Genomic DNA, 21,446 nt, shown 5'->3' with positions numbered 1-21,446 from the left:
TTATGCTAGAATAAACCTATCTGGCCATTGTCGTCTATACTTCCGTTGTCATCCTTTTTAAGGTTATCACCCAGTTCGACATCATCGGGATTGGTGATCTCAAGTGTCAGGTCCGATTTGACGTCCCTGCTATCATGCTGTCGATCAGATTCCGTAGGAGGTATTTCTTCACTTTCCTTTAAAACGGTGAGATCCTCTTCGGCTGTAAGCAAATCGATCTTCTGTATCGTGTGGAACGATAGCCTATTACCTTGCGCTTTTATCCCCTTCACATCAATGATTTCGACCAAAGGTTGGTCTATGACTTCTTCGGTCTGCGATTTTCCTTTGCGAAGGTCCAATTTGACCACCGGCTCAGCAGCATTGGTCAACAAGATAAGCTTCGAATTCGGCTCATCATTAATGAAAGTAACCCGTTTGCCCACAGGCAACTCATCAAAACAGAAACGCTTCACATAGTAAGTGCCACTTTTGCCATCTTGGTGTACAGCTGTGTAGACATGTTGCGGATAGAACTTCTCGATACGAATCATCTTCTCATCAAAGTGATTGCTCAAATCAAAGTTGGACAACTCGTATGAACCGTCCGCCATAACCGTAAGAATCTTATCATCCCCATCAAACTCACCTAAGTACTTGCCCCTCTCATCCACGTTCAGTCGTTTGAGGATTTCATCGTACCATATTTTTCGTCCAGCGAGTGTGGATACTCCCGCACTCTTAAACGCTATTTTCTTTACAGGGTATTTGGATACGATATTTCCTTGCGATGCACGCCCCTTGATGGCAATCTCTGCAAAATCCATGTCGAATGCCAATTTGCGAAGCTTCGAATGCGGTTTCAGCTGTACATTTATGATTTCCGCCTCCCCATTCGGATTGGCCGTGAAATACAGTATTTTCGAAGCTTTCGATCCTTTCGATACGTCATATTCCTTATCCCGCGTCACACCTACTACCGAGAATCGTTTAATATAGCTTGTCCCTGTACCGCCCTCTTTATATACCACATTATAAATCGTACGTTCGTCACCCTTTTTAAATACAGCTACATGTATAATGTCTTTTCCGACGAATACTTTGTCCTGTATTTTAGTAACCACATACTTGCCGTCACCTCGGAACACGATAATATCGTCAATATCCGAACAGTCAGATACGAATTCATCCTTCTTCATGCTCGACCCGATAAATCCTTCCTCACGATTTACATACAGCTTAGCGTTAGCCAATGCTACCTGTGAAGCCTCTACTTTATCAAAAGCACGAAGCTCGGTCTTGCGTTCCCGTCCTTGACCATATTTCTCTTTCAATCGGGTATACCATGCAATTGCATATTCAGTCAATTGACGAAGATGCTTCTTGACCGTTTTAATATCCTCCTCCAAAGCAGCCATCTGTTCGTCCGCTTTCTTTACGTCGAATCTCGTGATGCTACTCATCGGCTTATCGATCAGTTTTTTGTAGTCCTCAGGCAGGATGGTACGGTAAAACTGAGGGAAGAATGGCTCGAATAAAGTATCCAATACGCCCACCACAGTGTTGAAATCTCCAGAGTTTTCATAGTCGGGATGTTTATACATGCCCTGCTGTATAAATATCTTGAGTAGCGTACTGAAAAAAATCTTTTCCTGTAGGTCATGGAGTTTGATCTCCAACTCCTGTTTCAGCAAGTCTTTGGTGTTTTTTGTGTTCTCAATCAAGATGTCATTCACACTCATGAAGTATGGCTTCTCATTCTTGATGACACATGTATTCGGTGAAATAGAAGATTCGCATGCCGTAAATGCGTACAGGGCATCAATAGTCACGTCAGGAGAGATTCCTGGCGCAAGGTGTACGATAATCTCTACGTTTTCAGCGGTGTTATCTTCTATCTTTTTAATCTTGATTTTTCCCTTGTCGTTAGCGGTGACAACACTTTCGATGAGCCCCCCTGTAGTGGTTCCAAAGGGGATTTCAGTAATTGCCAAAGTCTTCTTGTCACGCTCTTCGATTTTGGCACGAACACGGATTTTACCCCCCCTTTGCCCTTCATTGTAAGCGGAGCAATCGGCCATTCCCCCAGTTGGGAAATCCGGAAGAAGATACGGACGCTCCCCTTGAAGAACTTTGATGGATTCATCGATCAGCTCGATAAAATTGTGCGGCATAATCTTGGTCGCCAAACCTACCGCGATACCCTCGGCTCCTTGGGCCAGCAGCAATGGGAATTTGACAGGAAGTGTTACAGGTTCGCGATTCCGACCATCATAGCTAAATTGCCATTCTGTAGTCTCCGGATTGAATACGACGTCAAGGGCAAATTTGGATAGGCGACCTTCGATATAACGAGGTGCAGCAGCTGAGTCGCCTGTGATAGGGTCTCCCCAGTTACCCTGACAGTCTATGAGTAGGTTTTTTTGACCTAATTGTACCATCGCATCCCCGATAGAAGCGTCCCCGTGTGGATGATACTTCATGGTGTTACCGATGACATTGGCCGCCTTATTATATCGACCATCATCCATCTCTTTCAATGAGTGGAGTATTCGGCGTTGGACGGGCTTGAATCCGTCGTTGATATGAGGTACTGCACGGTCCAAGATGACATACGAAGCATAATCCAAAAACCAGTTTTCATATAAACCGGATAAAGGAATCGTATTGCTGGTCTGTTCGTTTTCTTGAGGTGATAATGCTTCTTCGTGGTCGTCGTTGTAGTTCGTTTCGTCGCTCATTTATTATGCACTAAATAGTTTTGGACTTGTTTTTATTTGGCCCGATATTAATCAGGCTCGGTAAAAATACAAAACGATTTTGGAATCTCCCAACTCTTTGATATAGGCATAAGGTGAAATGATTGATTATCAAAATCCAACAGAATGGAATCGATTTTTTAGAAGCACGCAATCCCCTTAATAAACGATTGTAAGCCCTCCACGACCGTTAATTATACATGTCTTAGCGGTCTCGCTGCGTACAGACATAATAGGGACTCCTTCTTGTAGAGGAAGGAAAAGTGGATATTCTAATAGAAATGTCATAAAAGCAATAAAGTCTATATATATTATAGATTATATATAATATCGCTATCTTTGCATCCTAATAATCGATACCGTACTTATCTGGAAAGATGGAGGGAATAGGCCCGATGAAATCTTAGCAACCTGCCAGTCTCCATGCAAGGTGCTACTGCCTCTCTGCTGAAAAAAGCAGAATCGATAAGTGGATCAAGTGCTTACTCACAGTCCGGACGTGAAAAGAGCCTTGCCGTCACATGTGCCAACTGGCTGTTGCTGCTTTGGATATGTATGGAATATCGACAGATTTAATGTATTTGATATGAGCATGGAAAAATTACTTAAAAAGATGAATGCGACCTGGGTGCTGGTCCTCCCGTTATTGTTGTACTACAATTATGGACAAGCCCAGCAATCGAGAACAGTACAAGGTATTGTTATCAACGAATTGACAAAGGAATCATTGTCAGATGTGAATGTAAGTGTTGTGGGGGGGACTACCACGGTACGGACAGCCAAAGATGGTTCGTTTTCAATTCAAGCAGCGACAACCTCCAAATTGCAGCTCAGCTACGTGGGTTTTGAAACAACAATTGTAAATGCAGCAGTAGATAATCTACATATAGGTTTACGTCCAAGTGACCGTAGCTTAGATGAAGTCGTGGTCGTAGCTTATGGTACCGCCAAACGGGCAAATTTTACAGGATCGGTATCGACCATCTCAGCAGAGAATATTAATAATAGACCTGTTTCATCCGTTAGTAAGGCCCTAGAAGGACAAGTTCCGGGACTACAGTCTGTTTCTTCCTCTGGCCAACCAGGTACAGATGCGACAATTCGTATCCGAGGGATAGGCTCTATCAATGCCTCAAGTGCGCCTTTATACGTTGTGGATGGCAATCCCTACAATGGTGATATCAACGCCATCAATCAGAGCGATATCCAGTCTATTTCAGTGCTTAAAGATGCAGCTGCGAGCGCTCTATACGGTTCTAGGGGAGCAAATGGTGTTATTATCATCACGACAAAGAATGGCGCAAAAGGAGATACGAGGATTAATTTTAGTTTGAACCAAGGTTTTTCAAACAGAGCGGTAAAGGATTATGAAAAAGTAAATACAGATCAATATTTTGAATTATACTGGGAGGCACTACGTAATCGCAACGTCGCTAATAAGATGTCGGCCGAACAAGCCGCAGCTACCGCTAGTCGTCAATTGGTCACCAATCTCGGTATCAACCCATATGGATCAGGGTTTCCTGAGCCGGTAGGTGTGGATGGTAAGCTAGTCACAGGTGCCAAAACGCTGTGGAATGACAATTGGGAAGATGTATTACTACGTACCGGAAACCGTACACAATCGGATCTCAATTTTGGAGGTGGTGGTGAAAAAAGCGATTACTATCTATCTTTTGGATACCTCAATGATCAAGGCGTCGCAATTGAATCTGGATTTAAACGTTATAATGCCAGGTTGAATACCAATGTCAAAGCAAAAAGTTGGTTGAATGCAGGATTAAATCTCTCCGTGAGCAGTAGCCTACAGAAATATCCAACCTCCGAAGACAGCAACACGGCCAATATTATTAACTTTCCACGTACAATAGGTCCTTTTTATCCCTATTATAAACGAGAATCAGATGGTTCATACGAATTGGACGATAATGATAATAAAATCTATGACTTTGGAAGTTACAGACCTGCTGGGGCTACTCCCAATAGTAATATGGCAGCATCGCTACCTTTGGATAAAAACGATATCCGTAGAGAGAACCTCTCTGGTAGAGCATATTTGGAGGCAATCTTGACATCCGACCTTAAATTTAGGACCACTTACAGCTTAGATTATGTCAATTCCAATACACATGATTTCGTGAATCCATTGCTGGGAGACGGGGTTCGAACTAAAGGCAGCGTGTCTAAAAGCAATTTTCGTCGAGTCTCCTATACTTTAAATAATATCTTGACCTATGATAAAACATGGGATGATCATCATATCAACCTTTTGGGAGGACAAGAATTCTATAAGTATCAGAATTCAGAGATTAGTGGGAGTAGAGAGCGTTTTGTAATGCCTGGGTTTAATGAACCAGATGCCGCGTCGTTGTTGACCGGTTTTGATGGCTATTCTGTAGACTATGCATTGTTGAGTTTTCTGGGGCGCGCGGAGTACGATTATAAAAATCGCTATTTCTTCTCTGGATCACTACGTACGGACGGGTCTTCGCGCTTTGCTCCAGATACCAGATGGGGTACATTCTGGTCTTTGGGAGCTTCCTGGAAAATTGCCGAGGAAGAATTTCTTAAGAATACAGGACTATTCAACCAACTTACTTTACGAGCCAGTTATGGTGCGCAAGGCAATGACAATCTAGGTACTTATTATGCCTATCAAGGATTGTATGCCATCACCAATAGCTTGGGTGAAGGGGGGACGGTGACACGCCGATTGGCGACACCAGATTTGAAGTGGGAAACCAACCTTAATCTAAATGTAGGATTAGATGTCGCTATTTTGAATAATCGCATTTCTGCTTCGATAGAGTATTTCGATCGTAAGAGCAAAGACTTATTGTATACCATGCCGATGGCGCCTTCGACCGGATTTACAGGATATGATGTCAACTTAGGGGGGATCAAAAATACAGGTATTGAATTGACTTTACAGACCATTCCCATCAGGAATGAAGATTTTCGATGGAATCTAGATTTGAATGTAAGCCATTTTAAAAACCAGATTACCGAACTGCCAAATGGAAATAAGGATATTGAAAGTGGTAATAAATTACTGCGTGTTGGTGGATCTATATATGATTTTTATATAAAGGAATGGGCAGGGGTAAATCCTGGAGATGGTACACCAACGTGGTACATTCAGAATGCTGACGGTTCAAAGGATGCGACTTGGGACTACAGTAAAGCCTCCAGGTCGATTCAAGGATCGGCATTACCCAAAGTAACTGGAGGACTGAGCAATACATTCACCTACAAAAATATAGATCTATCAGCGCTACTGACTTTCAGTCTAGGGGGCAAGATTTATGATGGAGACTATTTGATGGTCATGCACAATGGTAATTCTCCTGGACGAGCATGGAGTAAGGAGATTTTAAACCGCTGGACCCCTGAAAATACAGATACTGACGTGCCAGCGCTCTCGACTACCAACTCAGGTTGGACACAACAGTCTACTCGTTTCCTGTATAGTGCCAGTTATGCGCGCTTGAAAAATGTGAGCTTGGGATATAACTTTTCTAAAAACTTGCTGACCCGTATCGGGTTGCAACAATTACGCGTCTTTGCTCAAGGAGAGAACCTATTGACCTTCAACAAACACAAAGGGATGGACCCTGAGCAAACAGTCAATGGAGCAACTTATTATAGATACCCAGCAATGCGTTCAGTATCTGCAGGTCTACAGTTAGGATTTTAGAATGGATTTTGAAAAATAGGATAAATAATCATGAATAGAAATATTATATATATAGCCAGTCTCTTTCTTTTAGTGGTGGTAGGTTGTTCAAAAGATCTAGAGACAGCACCGACCGATGCCGTGGATGAAAATGAAATCTATAAGAATGCAGATAATATAGAGACGGTCATCAATGGCACCTGGAAATATCTGAATGAAACATATGCTACTTACGCTAACCCAGGGTATAGTGCTGTGATGCGTACCAGTGACGCTATGGGAAGCGATGTCGCACTGATTACAACCAAGTATGGATATGCGGGGCCTTACAATTTCACAGACATGTTCAATGAGACTTCCAGCAGGACTACCTTTTTCTGGACCTTATTCTATAAAGTCATTGACAATATGAATAATGTCGTCACCAAAATAGATGCTGCTGATGGAGATCTAGACTATAAGAACAGGCTGAAAGGACAGGCCAAAGCACTTCGGGCTTTTGCTTATTACAACCTAGTAAGTTTCTATCAGTATACATATGCCAAGGACAAGGATGCATTGGCAGTACCCATTTATACCGAGCCGACCACTGTTACCACTGTTCCTCAGGCTCGGGCCACAGTAGAGCAAGTGTATGCATTGATTGAATCCGATCTTAAAGATGCGTTAACATTGGTGGGGATGTATCAAGGAGCAAAATACAAAATCAATAGTGCGATAATCAACGGCCTTTTGGCTCGTACCTATTTGAATACCGAGAAATGGGAGCTTGCAGCAAAGCATGCGGCTGATGCTCGAAAGGGCTATCCTTTAATGGAAGCAGCTAAATATGCAGAAGGGTTCAATGACTTGGCAAATGGCGAATGGATATGGGGGCATCCACAGACCCCAGAGCAAAGCGATGAGAGTTATACATTCCACTACATGGATGTCTCCTCAAAGGAAGCTTACTATAGCAGTTTTATGGCTGATCCATATTTTAAAGAACTATTTGATGAGCAAGATATCCGTAGTCAACTTTTCGAATGGAGTGGATCTAGCATAAACAAAGGCTGGTTGAAGTATAAAAAGTTCAAGTTTAGGTCGAATATGACTGGCGATATTGTATATATGCGTGCAGCAGAAATGTATTTGATTGAGGCGGAAGGATTGGCGAGGGGCGGACATGAAGGAGAGGCTATAGATCGCTTGAATGAATTGCGGGGTGCACGGAATGCCAAACCTTACACTTCAGGGAACCTAGTTGATGCAATATTGATTGAGCGTCGAAAAGAATTGTGGGGAGAAGGATTTTCACTCACCGACATCCTACGGACGCAGGTCTCCGTTGCGCGGAAAAGCTATGTTAAACCCGATGGTACAGCAATATATGTGACCGTGAAAAATGACGAAGGGAAGAACGAAAGTGTGGAGGCTTTAGGCCATACACTTCTGATATTTCCTGATCGTACATCTTTTGTGCCTAATAGTCGATATTATCTTTTTGCAATTCCAGAAAGTGAAAGAAATCGAAATGAAAATCTATAAAGTATAGCATATTATTAAAAGAGAAAAAGGAGGTTTCTTACAAGAAACCTCCTTTTTCTTAATTTTCCTTTTCGTTACTTTTTGTGGTAACCTCTTTAGCTGCTGTCGCAACATCTTCCGTTTCCTTCTTCTTTCGGCGAGGGGGGCGTACGATTCCCCATTTCATTAACAATTCTTGAGTGGAGTTTCTTTTAAGGTGTTGTTTCTCCGGCTCACCTATCAAAAAGCCGATGGACTGCATAGAAGGAATGGCATCGAAGATGACCTTAAGGGCTGCGGTCATAGGTAGCGCAAGAATCAAACCCGCCAATCCGAAAATCATACCACCCACTAAGATAGCGATGATTGCCATCAAAGGGTTAATACTTACTTTTCCCCCAACAATATTTGGGGTAATGATGTTACCTTCTAAAAATTGGACTACCTGAAACCAAGCGATGACACCAATCGCATACCAAGCATTATCTTTTGTTGCCAACGCAAATAATGCAGGAAGGATAGATCCGATAGCAATTCCGATATAAGGAAGTAACATTAGGAATGAAGCCAACGAACCAAAAAACCAAGCATACTCAATGCCCAGTATCATCAAACCTACTGTATTCAATACAGCGACGATGCCCATTACAGTAACCAGACCCAAGAAGTAACTTTGTACCACTTGATAGATTTTATTGAGTACATCATTGATTTTTTTGTTTTCGGTATCTTTGAAAGTCTTAAAGAAAAACTCTTTAAAAAAATCTCGGTAATAAAGCAGGAAGAAAATAAAGATAGGAACCAGTACTACTCCAGCAAGGGTACTCCCAATGGACCCAAAAGCTGTAGATAGGTAACCGCCCACATTATCGAGTACCTTGTTACTCTGTTCTTGAAACTTTGCCGCCATTTCGCTTCTTTCCATCCCAAATCGATGTTGCATCCAATCTTGGAAGCTTTCCACAACGGACGTTACTTTGTTGGTGATGTCACTTGCATCTCGTCCTATAATAATGCTCTCGTGTACAATGAACCACAAGATGCCACCGATAATCAATATGGCAATTATTACAGATACAATGGCGGCCAATGAACGTACAAATCGTAATCTACGCTCTAAAAAATTAGCAATGGGAAACAGTGTAATAGAAATAATGATGGAAAATAGTAGCGGGACCAATACACTTTGCGTGACATACATCAGGCCGATGATAAGTACTAACGCAAATAAGCTCGACGCTAAGCTAAGCGAATAGGGCGGGGAACTTTTTTTATCTTCCATATTGTCTAGTTGTTTATTCAGTTACAATTATAAAGATACAATTAAATCCTACATCGGCAATTCCTGTTTCGGTTTTTTCATAAATTGCCACCAAAGCATATAGATTAGGGCCAATAACAGTACAGCAGCATTGGTCAACATAATTTTTGGAATATTCTCGATGATATCACGATAGTAGAATCCAGCGATAAGAGCACCCAATCCTATACCAGCCTCCAAGGAGATGTACATAGTTGCAATAGCCCTACCTCGTTGTTGTGGACTACTGAGGTCTATTGTCCAAGCATTCACCGCCGGCGATAGGATACCCGTACCAATACCATATACACTAGCACCGAGCATCAATCTGAAAAAATTATCACCCTCACTTATGAGATACAGGGAGAGTGCCACAGTGACCAGTCCGACCATAATGACTTTTGTCCGGCCGTATCGATCGGCTACCTTTCCAGAGAGAAATCGAATGAGGATAGAAGCAATCGTGTATGCCGTAAAGAATACCCCTTTATTGGCTAAGCCGAGATGCTCACTCCAATCAGGTATTAGAGTCAAGATGACGCCATAGGCCGAGTAGGATAAAAAAGTGACCACGCCAGCGGGCAGTGCTCCCAAATCTATAATGTCCGATCTAGAGATCTTGAACATCGAAATGTTGAGTTTCTCTTTAGTGGATAGCGTCTCTTTCATGTTGGCTACAATTACGATGGATAGTAGTGCAAATAAAGAAGAACTATAAAACATCGTATCTATACCATAAGCTTGAAATATAGCACTTCCAATTGCTGGGCCTACTGCACCACCAATACTAAAGCATAAACCGTGAAGACCGAGTGCCTCTCCCCAACGAGCGCGTGGGATGATATCCGCAACGTATGCCGAAGTAGCCGTAGGTTTGAACCCTGTCGAAAAACCATGTACCAGCCTGAGCATAAGAAACCCGGCCACTGAAGTGAGTACAGGGTACAAAAATCCACAAACAAAGCACACAACAGAGCCAACGGCCATCACTGGTACACGTCCCCATTTGTCTGTCAACTTACCACTAAACGGTCTAGAAATACCAGCCGTCAAGGTAAACAGGGCGATAATCAGACCCTTATATTCAGCTCCGCCCATACTGCTGAGGTAATTAGGCAGCTCGGGAATAATCATGTTGAAGCTTGCTGAAAATAGTAGCGAACTCAAACACAGGAGTGCAAATTGTAGGGTATATATTGAATTTGAGCTCGTATCCGTCATTTCATGATGCCCATTCTGGCTATTTCGTTACAGAAGATAGTGGTAGCAACGGCTACGTTGAGCGATTCTGCCTCCCCAAAACGAGGTATCGTCACAGCTTGGTTCACCAGTTTGATGACCTCCTGACTGATACCATTACCTTCATTGCCCATCACGATCAAGCCTTGTCCTCCCCAAGAGGTTTCATAGACGGAAGAACCATCCAGAAGCGCCCCAAAGACAGGAAGACCACAGTGAGAAATGAAAGAAGGAAGGTCTGTATAATGGATCCGTATACGGGACAGCGAACCCATTGTCGCTTGCACTACTTTAGGATTATAAGCGTCAACGGTGCCTATTGAACAAATGATATCTTTAAATCCAAACCATTCCGCCGTACGAATAATGGTTCCTAGATTTCCAGGATCTTGGACGTCATCCAAGACCAATGTAAATCGATTGGCCAAATCCAAGGCTAATAGGGACGCTTCTTTGGGAAGATTCACAAGGGCCAATATCCCTTGAGGAGATTTTAATTGACTAATTTTTGAGAATTCATTAGCAGTCAGCTCGTAGGATTTTATATTTTGCGGTATTTTAACCACTTTTGTGTTAACGCTTGCCGTGTAGAATAAGGCATGAACGTCATACGATGAATATAAAAACTCCGTTACAGATTTGATACCCTCTACAACAAAAAGGCCATGCTCTTTGCGAAACTTTTTATGTTGGAGAGATGTAACTAGACTGATTTGCGCTTTTGACAACATTTTTGATGATTAAACAAACGACTTATTTTTTATATGCAAGTATAACGCTTTTGTTGCTAATTCTTAGTGGATGCCGTTCAACAAAATATCTGGAAGACGAGCAGGCTTTAGTCACAGATGTGGATATAACAGGAGGAGATCCTAAGCTGAAGGAGCGTTCTTCACTTTATGTTTCGAGTGAATTGCGACCCAATTCAAAAATGAACCTGTTTATATACAATACCTTCAATACCAAAGACGGTAAGTATAAAAAAAATAACGTCAAGAGCGTAGGCGAGGCTCCTCATATATTGGATACAGCGCTTGTAGAGCTTTCCAGTAAACAGATTCAACGCTTCTTGCAAACAAAAGGGTATTTCAATGCCGAAGTGAAACCTGAGATATCGATTAAGAAAAAAAAAGCAAGTATTGATTTTAAAGTAGTATCCGGGCAATCCTACACCATACGTAGTAAAGAGGTGAAAATTGAAGATCCTCAGGTTGAGAAACTGTATAATGATTGGTTAGCGCCGCACTCCCATGTGAAAATAGGAGAAAGATACGATGCCGAAAAGCTATTGACAGATAGGGAAAATCTATATATGCTGCTCAAAACAAATGGGTACTACGACTACGTTAGGCAGTATATGCGTGCAGGTGTGGATTCTAGCCTGCGCAATTACCAAGTAGATTTGAAGATATCTGTAGACAACCCACCGCAGCTAGACCAGCATACCCTCTACTATATCAACAACAGTGCGCTGACCATTCGCAATTTGAATCAGTCCGTTGGCAAAAGGAGTAAAACCTACCGCGATACGGTATTAAACGTTAATTTTGAAGATCAGACCGGTAATTTTAGATTGCGCCCACTTGCCCGATACATGTTCGTCAAGTCTGGCGATAAATATGATTTGAGTAAGGAAAATCTCTCCTATGACCGCCTTTATGAGATGAACGGGTTTAGAAGCGTGAAGATTTTGTACGAAAAGGTGGATTCCAATAAATTGAATGTAAGGTACGAGTTGATTCCTCGCCCCATCATGGGCAATCAGATAGAAGGCGAATACACCTTCAGTTCAGGAATGAGCGGATTTAATATCGCCAATACATTCTCCCATCGTAATATCTTCGGTGGTGCCGAACAATTGGAAATCAAGATGCGCTACGGGGTGCTCTTTGATCCTCGCTTAAAGGGAAATCTTGCGCAGAAAATATTCAACAATGATTTTCAGATTGGAGCCAATTTGATATTTCCAAGATTATTAGTGCCATTTGGCATTTTTAATAGTATCGGTAAATACGGGCTTCCCAAGACAACCTTCTCTTCCAATCTACAGATCTTCAATCAAGATAATGCCTATTCCAATCGATATTTTATCAATACGTTGAACTATACCTGGTTTGAAACGGCAAACAAACAACATAGTTATACACCTGTTGTTTTGGAATATAGGGTAGGCAAGTTGGATGCAGCATTTGAGCAACAGCTCTTTGATGAGGGCTACTTGCTGTATATAAGAAGTAATAATCGGGAGTATTTTGGATTGGGTTCTCAATATACCTACACGTTAAATGCACCTAAATTATTGAAGTTGGAAGATTTTAGTTATTTCAGAGGAGCGATTGATCTTAGTGGGAACGTATTAGGGGTGGCCAGCAAGCTCTTTAGTTTCAGTCAAAATGAGGATGGAGAACGGACTCTTTTTGACGTCCCTTATCTTCAGTATGCAAAGTTAGAATTGGATTATCGTTTGTATCGTCATCTTGGCGGTAATCGGCAATTTGTATTCCGAATCAATCCCGGAATCGCTATTCCTTATGGCAATAACTCCAGCTTGTTGATTTTTGAAAAGAGCTTTTACAGTGGCGGAATGAATGGTATCAGAGCATGGCAAGCACGTACCTTAGGTCCAGGAAGTTACAATAGGGAAGGGTTGGACGAGTCGCTGCGACTCAATCTTCGGAATTTGGACCAACTAGGCGAAATCAAGCTAGAGGGTAATGCCGAGTATCGATTTCGATTGCTCAACCACTTCCTAGGGGCCAAGTTGAATGGTGCTACATTTGTGGACTTTGGGAATGTATGGCGCTTGAAGGAGAATGAATTGAATCCTGGCGGTGAATTTAAGTTTGATAAATTCATGACCCAGATTGCTATTGGCTCGGGGTTTGGACTTCGTTTTGACTCTGATTATTTTGTGATTCGACTAGACGCTGGAATCAAAGTAAAAGATCCACAATTTGAAGGCAAGGATCAGTGGGTAATCAAGCACTTCTTCGATCAGAAAGATTTTAAGCAGTCTTACTACGAATCCCATAAGCCCGATCGTTATAATTTTATTCAATACAACTTCGGAATAGGCTTCCCTTTCTAGATAAAGTTCTTGATACCCATAATGATACTCTCCATTAGATTGCCCAAGCTTAGACCTTGTGAATAGTTGAAAAATGCATAGGCTAGTGCCAATATCACGGCCGCCAATATAAAGCGTTTGAAAGTATAGGCAATCAAAAGAATAATACTAGGGATAAGGAGAAGCGCTAGCCCGCTGATTTTGATAGGATTCAATCCCTTGTCCGATTTAAAGACGTAGAAAAGTTTGCCAATCGTATCTTCTTGATTTTTGTGTTTGAAAAATACAAACGTTGAAGATGCTATCTTGCTATCAGCTACAGCCACTCCATTCCGAAAAGAGAGCTCCTGCTGTAGTCCATTCAATGTGAAGACGAATGTTCCATTGATAGCTTCACTGGCCTGGCCAGTCGTGTCTGTCGCAACAATGGCTAGACGACCATTCTGAGTAAGATTCTCTTTAACGGTAAAATCCTTGATGACATTCTGCTGAGCATGGCTATATGCTTGCATTGTTATGAACAAAAGTATAATCAAATAGTGCTGCATGGTGCTGTATTTCCGTTGTAAAAAAAACCGATAGCGAAGGAGATAGAAAGCATCTCTCTGTCCAATGTAGAGTTTGCGTGCATGTGAAATATCCACTTGGTATACACCGCACGCATACGGATACAACATGATCTGGATTCGCCAGCCAGCAGATGACTGTCAAAAGACCAATTATATACAGACGAACGCAAACCTACATCCATTTCGATGCAATATTAGCTAAAATCCTTTGTTTATAGCAGTTTGCCTAGAAAAAATATAGTAGCGCTGTCGAGGGATGTGGCAATTATTTAGTCAAATAAATTTTTTGTTTAGTGCTTTACTTTGTACATTTGCAGCGTAACATTCATTTAAATAGAAACATGGAAAATACAACAGCTCAAAGACAGCCGAAGAAAACAGATAATAATGCTAATCGTTCAGAGTATTATGTAACTTTAACTGTTGCTATTGTTATTGGTCTTGCAGGTGTCTTTGCTAGATTTATTCAAGATTCATTTCTCTTTTCGACTATTGCAAATATTTTGTTGATCATCGCTACTATCATTGCTTTCAAGACTGTGTTTGCAATCTTAGGATTTGGAAGTAAGAAATAGTCGGTAAGCACTTTAAAAATATATAAAAGCTTATAGTGATTACTATAGGCTTTTTTTATGCCTAATAAAATTTATCCAACAGTCCGTTATACTAAAAAGTCCCAATACATATCAGATGTATTGGGACTTTTTTGCGGTATGAATGTTTGACTAAACGAATAGGGACCATGTAGACCATGGAATTCTAGCCAAGATAAATATTAAGCCCAAGATGAAGAAGATAGCCACCGTTTTATTGGCTTTCTTTGCATCAGTAATTCTTTTAGCTTTCGAGTATCCTATCGTAATCAATACGATAGCGATAATCATCGTCAAAGGGTGCTCGATGATTTTGAAACGCAAGGTCGGATCTTTCATAATACCACCTGACATCATGGAAGGGTATTTTAGTACGAAGAATAGTACTAAGCCGACCACTAACTGTAAGTGTGCGGAGATTAGCCCGATTAAGGCAATCTTGCGATTATAGGCTTTGTTGCCAGCAAGATTTGCTAAAGTAATGATGATGGACACCACCAATGCCAATAGCAGCACAATCGCTAATGTGGAATGTAAATGTAGCATGTTTAACTCTCTTTAATTTTGTTCAATCACAAACTTAGATAAAGTTTCTTTCATATGGAAGTCGGGGAGGACTAAAATATGAAAGAAAAGCATCGTTTATCGTTTACTTCCTACATGTCTGAATTCAGACTTGTCTTTCCATTTTGGATATGTGGCTTCAAGGCTCATCGTGTAGCCCATATCAAAGAAGAGCTTGATATCTGCGATTATCCCGTTGAAGTCCCAATGTGGATCAACCTCATCCGAGGGTGCGTGATACCTGCCTGACAGTAATTTCTTACGATTTTGTAATACCGTAGTGTCCGTTTCAAGATATTGGTCTCCACTCCCCATAAAAAGAGCAGGAACCCCTTTTTTTACAAAATTGAAATGGTCCGAACGGAAAAAACCACCAGAAGAAGGGTTGCCAGAGTCGTGTACTTCGCGCCCGAACTTGGCGGCCGACCGTGCAGCATACTCATCTAATTCCGAATGCCCCATACCTACTATAGATACATCTTTGGTTGCCCCCATTGGACTGAAAGCATCCATATTCAGGTTAGCAACCGTTTTTTTTAAAGGATAGATAGGATTTGCAGCATAGTAGGCAGAGCCCAACAGGCCCTGTTCTTCGGCTGTGACCGCCATGAAAACAATCGTACGTTCGGGCTGTACTTTAGCTGCTTTGAATGCCTTCGCGATTTCAAAAAGTGCCGCTACCCCTGCGGCATTATCTATCGCGCCATTATAAATAGAGTCCCCATCTACCGGTTCGCCTATTCCCAAATGATCCCAATGGGCTGTATATATAATCACTTCATCTTTACGTGTACTACCCTCCAATTTAGCAATGACATTGTTGGAGGTTGACGTACGATACCTATTCTTGATTCGAACATCCGTCGTAATGCCGAGACTTCGAGGTTTAAAACCCGGCTTCTTCGCCTGAGCAATCAAATCTTCTTGTATTCCAGATAGTGCAAAGAGCTTCTTTGTGGTTTCTGCAGATATCCATCCTTCATATGCGGTATAAGACTCTCCTTTGTCTTTGGAGACAAGGTCCAATTGGGAGCCACTCCATCCTGATCTTACCACGTCCCAGTCATAGCTTGCCGCTCCTTTATCATGGATGATTAATACACCAGCTGCACCTTGTCTAGCGGCCTCTTCATATTTATAGGTCCACCGACCGTAGTAGGTCATGGTATCCCCTTTAAAGAGCGTTTTGTCATACCGTCCGGGGTCATTGACCATGACAACAACGGTTTTTCCTTTTACATTCAACCCGTCATAGTCATTCCAGTTGTATTCAGGCGCAATGATGCCAAATCCGGCAAAGACCAGCTCCGATTGGTCGACATCAATGTTTTCTTTTAATTGTCTACTGCCGATAACATAATCCGCTAGATTATTGATAGTCAATTTGCCTGAGGCTCCGGTTAAGGTAAGTTGTGAGGGAGCGGTGCTGCTGATTTCTACCATAGGGACTTCTTGAAAAAAACTGTCACCATTTCCTGGAGCCAATCCCAGCTGTTTGAACTGCTCTTCGATATAGGTCACAGCCAGAGTATCACCTTTTGTAAAGGGTTTCCGGCCTTCAAATGCATCGGATGAAAGCTCCTCAACGTATTTTTTGTAGCTGCTCTCAGATATAGCTCCGAGCGCAACCGAATCTAGTCCACTGGTGTCATGAACCGAATCAGAATTAGCTTTCTTATTTTGACAGGATACACCGAGCATGGTGATGGCAAGTACAGATAGGAAATGAAGTAGTCTCATGTGTTTGTTGTGTTTACACGTTTTGTTTTCGTAGCTATGCCTTCTCAAGTACTGTTGTTTGAAGGTATTTGGTACCCAAACTTAGATAAAACTTTCATGATTTCATAATCACCAGCAGCTATGATACCTTGCTATATGTCACTGTGATTATAGACGTCACCCTGAATTTCATTAAGTATGTCACCCTTACTTTACCACTACGTCACCCTATTCTTTTTTAATATTGTAGTCCCTTATGTTACCCTTACTTTACCACTACGTCACCCTGAACTTGATTCAGGGTCTCAAAGTTCTACGCATCTGACTTCGTTTTCCGCTACAGACCTACAGATGCCGAATCAAGTTCAACACAAGGAGGTGTTGAACTTACGAAGGTTTCTTTAATGGGACAATCTCAGCGATAGGGTGGAATAAATAGATTTTATTGGAAGGTATCTCTATACATTTATAACGTTTTCTGATTTTCTCTTTACGTTGAAAAGTCCGTCCATTTTTCATGCTGAAAAAATCATCTTGTTCCAACATTTCCACTGTGATAGTCGTCTCCGTCTGTGGCGGGTCAAATTCCTTCAGTGTTCGATATAGATGCAAATCCGTGCAACTGGAAGCTGCGGGATTATCCAAATAGCTGACAACGGCAACGAGTATCTTTTCTGGAAATACTTGAAGCTGTAAGAATGGAGCCATTAGAAATTTGAAGTTAGCTTTCCATTCGCCGCCATGAGGTTTCACTTTATTCTTATGCTGCTGCCACGTACGCAAATGAGCAAATTCATGAATAGTTGTAATCAAGAATGCGTAGGGGTTAAGATTGTTATTGACCGATATTTTATGCGGTTGTCCCCGATAAGGCGCTTGATAATCTCCAAATTTGGTTACGCGTGCCCTGCTTATTCGAAAATGGCATTTAGAATCCACTATCCATTGAGCGATAATAGGGGCAGCCACTTCTGGCATATGTTTTTGCAATTGTTGGATATAGTCAGGCATACTGTCCAAAATTAGTCATTTAATTGCGAATGTGCCAAGGGGAGTGAGATATGCATAGGCAGCCCCTAAGTTGATGGATTGGCTTGCGAATGCAAAGCATTTTTTCTAAGTTTGAGCATATAAATCCCGTTTGTCAGAAATATATGTATAAGCTAATAAGTGTCCTTCTATTAAGCCTATTGGTGTGTCGCCTGTCGGCGCAAGAGCTTAATATCCGCGTAGATGTACAGTCACCGCAGGTGCAGAATACCAATAAGCGCTCTTTAGAAGTCCTGCAGAAAGCGATTACTGATTTTCTGAATAACAGGCCGTGGACGCCCAATAAAGTGCAAAATGAGGAACGTATAGATGGAGCAATGCTGATTACGATTACGTCCTGGGATGGCTCTAAGGAATTCAAAGCTACAGCCCAAATATTCTCTTCGAGACCAGTTTTTGGCACCAATTATAATAGTCCCATTTTAGCTTTTAACGACCGTTATTTCAATTTTTCTTATGTAGAGGGAGATTTGTTGGACTACAACGAGAATCAGTATATGAGCAACCTCTCTTCGTTGCTAGGTTTTTATGCCAATGTCATCATTGGAATGGATGCAGATTCTTTTAAATTGAACGGCGGAAATCCATTTTTCTCAGTTGCGAAGGATATTGTGAACTATTCCCAAAATGGTGATTACGTCGGCTGGCGGTCGATGGATGCTTTTGACAACCGCTATTGGTTGATTACCAATCTGACAGATAGGCGATATGCACCCTATCGGGAGTTCTCGTACTATTACCACCTCAAGGGCTTGGATAAAATGTCTGCCAATGAAACCGAAGCTAGAAAAATGATGGCCGATCAACTTCCTAGATTGAAAGAGGTAGACCGTAATAATAGCGGTAATATCTTGACTTCCGCATTTTATGCGGCAAAGGCCAAAGAATTTGTGGGAATCTTCAGTAAGATGCCTGGCAATGAGGGCGTGAAGGCCTATAATTTATTGGTAGAAGTAGACCCTACGAATTCAACGCAATACGAAGAAATCAGAAAATAAGCGAGACCGATTACTATGCTGAGCAGACTCTATATTCGAAATTATGCACTTATCGATACCCTAGATATTTCTTTTGATAGGGGCTTAAATATCATTACTGGGGAGACCGGTGCCGGAAAATCCATTATCATGGGGGCCCTCGCCCTCATCTTGGGCAGTAGAGTAGAAGGTAAATACTTCTTTAATCAGGATCGAAAATGCATCATAGAAGGATATTTCAATATCGGATCGTATCATCTTCAGGCTTTTTTCGAAGAAAATGATATGGATTATGACGAAGAAACCATTATTCGCAGGGAGATTAGCGTCGATGGCAAGTCTCGTGCTTTTGTCAATGACTCACCGGTCAATCTAACGGTACTTAAGGGCTTAGGTGAGCAACTAATCGATGTGCACTCACAGCATGCCACCTTACAGATTAATACCGAAGCTTTCCAATTGATGGTCATCGATGGTATCGCTCAGAATGGAGCTTTGAAGGAAAGCTTTTCACAAACGTTTAAAAACTACAAATCTAAAAGTAAAGCATTGGCGCAACTTCGCTCATCTATAGAAGCTGCCCATGCGGAGATGGATTATCACCAATTTCTATTCAATGAGCTAGAGCAGGCCGGTTTGAAAACTGGGGAGCAATCCGAACTGGAAGACGAACAACGACAATTGGAAAATGCTGAAGAGATAAAGCGGACGTTGTTAGGCGCTACCCAGTATTTAGTCGAGCAGGAAGCCAATGCGCTGGGGATGGTCAAGGATGCATTGACATACTTGCAACAAGCGCAGAGGTATATGCCGACAGCTGAAACTATAGTCGCCCGTTTACAGAGTGTGCATATCGAGCTGAAGGATATCGTACAAGAAGTAGAAGCACTGGAGCAAGGGGTCGTGTTGGACGAAAATCGCTTGAACATCGTTAATGAACGCCTTAGCCTATTGTATACGCTACAGAAGAAACATCGATTGGATCAAGTAGAGGAATTGATTGCACTACGAGATGATATTGAATCCAAGATTATAGCTACATCAGGACAAGAAGAGCAGTTGTTACATCTCGAAAAAGAAGTATCCCTCCTTGAAAAAGAAACAAAAATAGCAGCATCCGAATTGTCCGAATCTCGAAGACGAGTAATTCCCCAAATTCAACAACATGTAGAGGCCGTATTGGATGAAGTAGGTATGCCTCATGCACAATTGCATATCGACCTGCAACAAATGCAGGAAGGTCTGTTTAAAGAGTCGGGGCAAGATACGGTACAGTTTTTATTTTCAGCAAATAAAGGGCAAGAGCTAAAGCCTATCCATAAAGTAGCTTCAGGGGGAGAGTTGTCACGTGTGATGCTGGCATTGAAATCCCTCGTTGCACAGTCTACTGCTTTGCCAACCATTATATTTGATGAGATTGATACCGGTATATCGGGGGAAGTGGCATTGAAAGTAGGGGAGATTATGCACAGATTGGCTGCCAATATGCAGGTGATGGCTATTACGCATCTGCCGCAAATAGCTTCAAAAGGAATTAGCCACTTTAAGGTATACAAAGAGGATAGGGGTGACAAGACCCAATCTAATATCATTCTGCTATCTCCAGAGCAGCGGGTAATAGAAGTAGCGCAGATGTTGAGCGGATCCAATCCCGGAGAGGCAGCTCTACAGCATGCTGCCGAACTAATCGAAGGGTAGTGCGTATGACTATCTATATTTAGAGAATAGTATAAACTATAACGGGATTCCAATTGGAATCCCGTTATAGTTTATACGTTCGAATTTCTTAGTTGCCAATATCAGCATCTGTAAGGACAATCTTCACAAGCATATCTTCAGGGGCTCTATTATCCCCTCCCAATCTTTCAGCAGTAATAACTACCTGACCAATACTGTATTTTGCGCTATAACTATGTAGTGTGACTCTCTCCTCATTATTGATCTTGTAAAAGCTCTCCAAGTCTCCTGGGATATTTTCATAATAGTCTGCGTTGCTATTGAATGAAACGGCAACATTAACATGGCCATCTTCAAAATACGCTTTGTCCAAATCTTTCATAGCTATGGTAGTTTGGTAAATACCATTGCCGCCGCCTGTCCACTGGTTGGATGTAACAGGTACCACATAACTCACACCAGGCAAGTAGTTCGTGATATACTCTTTCGTGCAACTTGACAATCCAATCGTCATGCCAATCACGACTAAGGCTAATAAAAATCTTTTCATGTGTATATGTGTTTTAAAATTTATACTTGTTTATGATAAGACAAAGATATATGAATTAAGTTTAATCTAAGAAGCAAAAATTCTGCCATAAAAAAAGCGTAACGCATTTATTTGTCCCATGAAGGGCATAGCAACCAAATACTATACAAGGTAAGCTACATAGGGTCAAAAAAAATCACCAGACTAATCTGGTGATTTTCTATTGATTAAGTCGGTGGTAT

15 protein-coding genes and 1 riboswitch are annotated in these 21,446 nt (G+C 41.7%); of the genes, 6 read left to right on the top strand and 9 right to left on the bottom strand.

Going from position 1 to position 21,446, the window contains the following annotated elements; translation table 11 throughout:
- Positions 1-5 precede the first annotated feature (5 nt).
- Positions 6-2,720 carry a DNA gyrase/topoisomerase IV subunit A gene (locus OQ289_RS17545; protein ID WP_270088131.1) on the bottom strand — a complete coding sequence of 905 codons (2,715 nt, stop codon included), beginning with the start codon at positions 2,718-2,720 and terminating at the stop codon, positions 6-8.
- 380 nt (positions 2,721-3,100) lie between these two features.
- Positions 3,101-3,210, top strand: a riboswitch (SAM riboswitch).
- 120 nt (positions 3,211-3,330) lie between these two features.
- Between OQ289_RS17545 and OQ289_RS17540 the strand changes: the two genes are divergently transcribed.
- The gene (locus OQ289_RS17540; protein WP_270088130.1) at positions 3,331-6,435 is read left to right on the top strand and encodes a SusC/RagA family TonB-linked outer membrane protein; all 3,105 of its coding nucleotides are present in this window, start codon (positions 3,331-3,333) and stop codon (positions 6,433-6,435) included.
- A 30-nt stretch (positions 6,436-6,465) separates the two neighbouring features.
- Entirely contained in the window at positions 6,466-7,941 is a 1,476-nt protein-coding gene (locus tag OQ289_RS17535) for a RagB/SusD family nutrient uptake outer membrane protein (protein WP_270088129.1), read from the top strand.
- Positions 7,942-7,999: 58 nt separating this feature from the next.
- On the opposite strand, the gene OQ289_RS17530 is transcribed toward OQ289_RS17535, so the two are convergent.
- The 3 genes from OQ289_RS17530 to OQ289_RS17520 are packed head-to-tail and all read right to left on the bottom strand — an operon-like array spanning position 8,000 to position 11,190.
- The gene (locus OQ289_RS17530) at positions 8,000-9,202 is read right to left on the bottom strand and encodes an AI-2E family transporter (protein ID WP_270088128.1); all 1,203 of its coding nucleotides are present in this window, start codon (positions 9,200-9,202) and stop codon (positions 8,000-8,002) included.
- A gap of 48 nt (positions 9,203-9,250) precedes the next feature.
- Positions 9,251-10,441 carry an MFS transporter gene (locus tag OQ289_RS17525; protein WP_270088127.1) on the bottom strand — a complete coding sequence of 397 codons (1,191 nt, stop codon included), beginning with the start codon at positions 10,439-10,441 and terminating at the stop codon, positions 9,251-9,253.
- Complete coding sequence (locus tag OQ289_RS17520; protein ID WP_270088126.1) at positions 10,438-11,190, bottom strand: TrmH family RNA methyltransferase; 753 nt, start codon at positions 11,188-11,190, stop codon at positions 10,438-10,440. The genes OQ289_RS17525 and OQ289_RS17520 overlap by 4 nt, the downstream gene beginning before the upstream one ends.
- 5 nt (positions 11,191-11,195) lie before the next feature.
- Between OQ289_RS17520 and tamL the strand changes: the two genes are divergently transcribed.
- Positions 11,196-13,547, top strand: a complete 2,352-nt coding sequence (gene tamL / locus OQ289_RS17515; RefSeq protein ID WP_270088125.1) for a translocation and assembly module lipoprotein TamL — start codon at positions 11,196-11,198, stop codon at positions 13,545-13,547.
- Here the strand turns inward: tamL and OQ289_RS17510 are convergent.
- Positions 13,544-14,038, bottom strand: coding sequence for a hypothetical protein (locus OQ289_RS17510; RefSeq protein ID WP_270088124.1), 495 nt, complete (start codon positions 14,036-14,038; stop codon positions 13,544-13,546). The two genes, tamL and OQ289_RS17510, sit on opposite strands and share 4 nt — an antisense overlap.
- A 398-nt stretch (positions 14,039-14,436) precedes the next feature.
- Here OQ289_RS17510 and OQ289_RS17505 point away from each other — a divergent pair, with 398 nt between their 5' ends.
- Positions 14,437-14,670, top strand: a complete 234-nt coding sequence (locus OQ289_RS17505) for a hypothetical protein (RefSeq protein WP_033564191.1) — start codon at positions 14,437-14,439, stop codon at positions 14,668-14,670.
- A 150-nt stretch (positions 14,671-14,820) separates the two neighbouring features.
- On the opposite strand, the gene OQ289_RS17500 is transcribed toward OQ289_RS17505, so the two are convergent.
- From OQ289_RS17500 to OQ289_RS17490, 3 genes are all read right to left on the bottom strand, one after another.
- Complete coding sequence (locus OQ289_RS17500) at positions 14,821-15,234, bottom strand: hypothetical protein (RefSeq protein ID WP_033564192.1); 414 nt, start codon at positions 15,232-15,234, stop codon at positions 14,821-14,823.
- A gap of 96 nt (positions 15,235-15,330) precedes the next feature.
- On the bottom strand, positions 15,331-16,992 hold the full coding sequence (locus tag OQ289_RS17495) for a M28 family metallopeptidase (protein ID WP_270088123.1): 1,662 nt from the start codon (positions 16,990-16,992) through the stop codon (positions 15,331-15,333).
- 366 nt (positions 16,993-17,358) lie between these two features.
- Positions 17,359-17,982, bottom strand: a complete 624-nt coding sequence (locus OQ289_RS17490; protein ID WP_270088122.1) for a sprT domain-containing protein — start codon at positions 17,980-17,982, stop codon at positions 17,359-17,361.
- 143 nt (positions 17,983-18,125) lie between these two features.
- Here OQ289_RS17490 and porD point away from each other — a divergent pair, with 143 nt between their 5' ends.
- Together porD and recN are read left to right on the top strand one after the other, a co-directional pair.
- Complete coding sequence (porD, locus tag OQ289_RS17485; RefSeq protein WP_270088121.1) at positions 18,126-19,019, top strand: type IX secretion system protein PorD; 894 nt, start codon at positions 18,126-18,128, stop codon at positions 19,017-19,019.
- 15 nt (positions 19,020-19,034) lie between these two features.
- On the top strand, positions 19,035-20,696 hold the full coding sequence (gene recN / locus OQ289_RS17480; RefSeq protein WP_270088120.1) for a DNA repair protein RecN: 1,662 nt from the start codon (positions 19,035-19,037) through the stop codon (positions 20,694-20,696).
- Positions 20,697-20,784: 88 nt separating this feature from the next.
- Here recN and OQ289_RS17475 read toward each other — a convergent pair whose 3' ends face one another.
- Entirely contained in the window at positions 20,785-21,225 is a 441-nt protein-coding gene (locus OQ289_RS17475) for a hypothetical protein (protein WP_270088119.1), read from the bottom strand.
- Positions 21,226-21,446: the final 221 nt, after the last annotated feature.

This window comes from Sphingobacterium sp. SYP-B4668 (genome assembly GCF_027627455.1).
Taxonomy (GTDB): domain Bacteria; phylum Bacteroidota; class Bacteroidia; order Sphingobacteriales; family Sphingobacteriaceae; genus Sphingobacterium.
Note: the sequence above shows the minus strand (reverse complement) of the source record. Positions and strands in the feature narration are given on the sequence as shown.

Coding starts and splice junctions, on each gene's coding strand:
- porD (WP_270088121.1), top strand. CDS start 18,126: ATGTATAAGCTAATAAGTGTCCTTCTATTAAGCCTATTGGTGTGTCGC.
- recN (WP_270088120.1), top strand. CDS start 19,035: ATGCTGAGCAGACTCTATATTCGAAATTATGCACTTATCGATACCCTA.
- OQ289_RS17525 (WP_270088127.1), bottom strand. CDS start 10,441: ATGACGGATACGAGCTCAAATTCAATATATACCCTACAATTTGCACTC.
- OQ289_RS17505 (WP_033564191.1), top strand. CDS start 14,437: ATGGAAAATACAACAGCTCAAAGACAGCCGAAGAAAACAGATAATAAT.
- OQ289_RS17510 (WP_270088124.1), bottom strand. CDS start 14,038: ATGCAAGCATATAGCCATGCTCAGCAGAATGTCATCAAGGATTTTACC.
- OQ289_RS17540 (WP_270088130.1), top strand. CDS start 3,331: ATGGAAAAATTACTTAAAAAGATGAATGCGACCTGGGTGCTGGTCCTC.
- OQ289_RS17535 (WP_270088129.1), top strand. CDS start 6,466: ATGAATAGAAATATTATATATATAGCCAGTCTCTTTCTTTTAGTGGTG.
- tamL (WP_270088125.1), top strand. CDS start 11,196: ATGATTAAACAAACGACTTATTTTTTATATGCAAGTATAACGCTTTTG.
- OQ289_RS17500 (WP_033564192.1), bottom strand. CDS start 15,234: ATGCTACATTTACATTCCACATTAGCGATTGTGCTGCTATTGGCATTG.
- OQ289_RS17530 (WP_270088128.1), bottom strand. CDS start 9,202: ATGGAAGATAAAAAAAGTTCCCCGCCCTATTCGCTTAGCTTAGCGTCG.
- OQ289_RS17545 (WP_270088131.1), bottom strand. CDS start 2,720: ATGAGCGACGAAACGAACTACAACGACGACCACGAAGAAGCATTATCA.
- OQ289_RS17495 (WP_270088123.1), bottom strand. CDS start 16,992: ATGAGACTACTTCATTTCCTATCTGTACTTGCCATCACCATGCTCGGT.
- OQ289_RS17475 (WP_270088119.1), bottom strand. CDS start 21,225: ATGAAAAGATTTTTATTAGCCTTAGTCGTGATTGGCATGACGATTGGA.
- OQ289_RS17520 (WP_270088126.1), bottom strand. CDS start 11,190: ATGTTGTCAAAAGCGCAAATCAGTCTAGTTACATCTCTCCAACATAAA.
- OQ289_RS17490 (WP_270088122.1), bottom strand. CDS start 17,982: ATGCCTGACTATATCCAACAATTGCAAAAACATATGCCAGAAGTGGCT.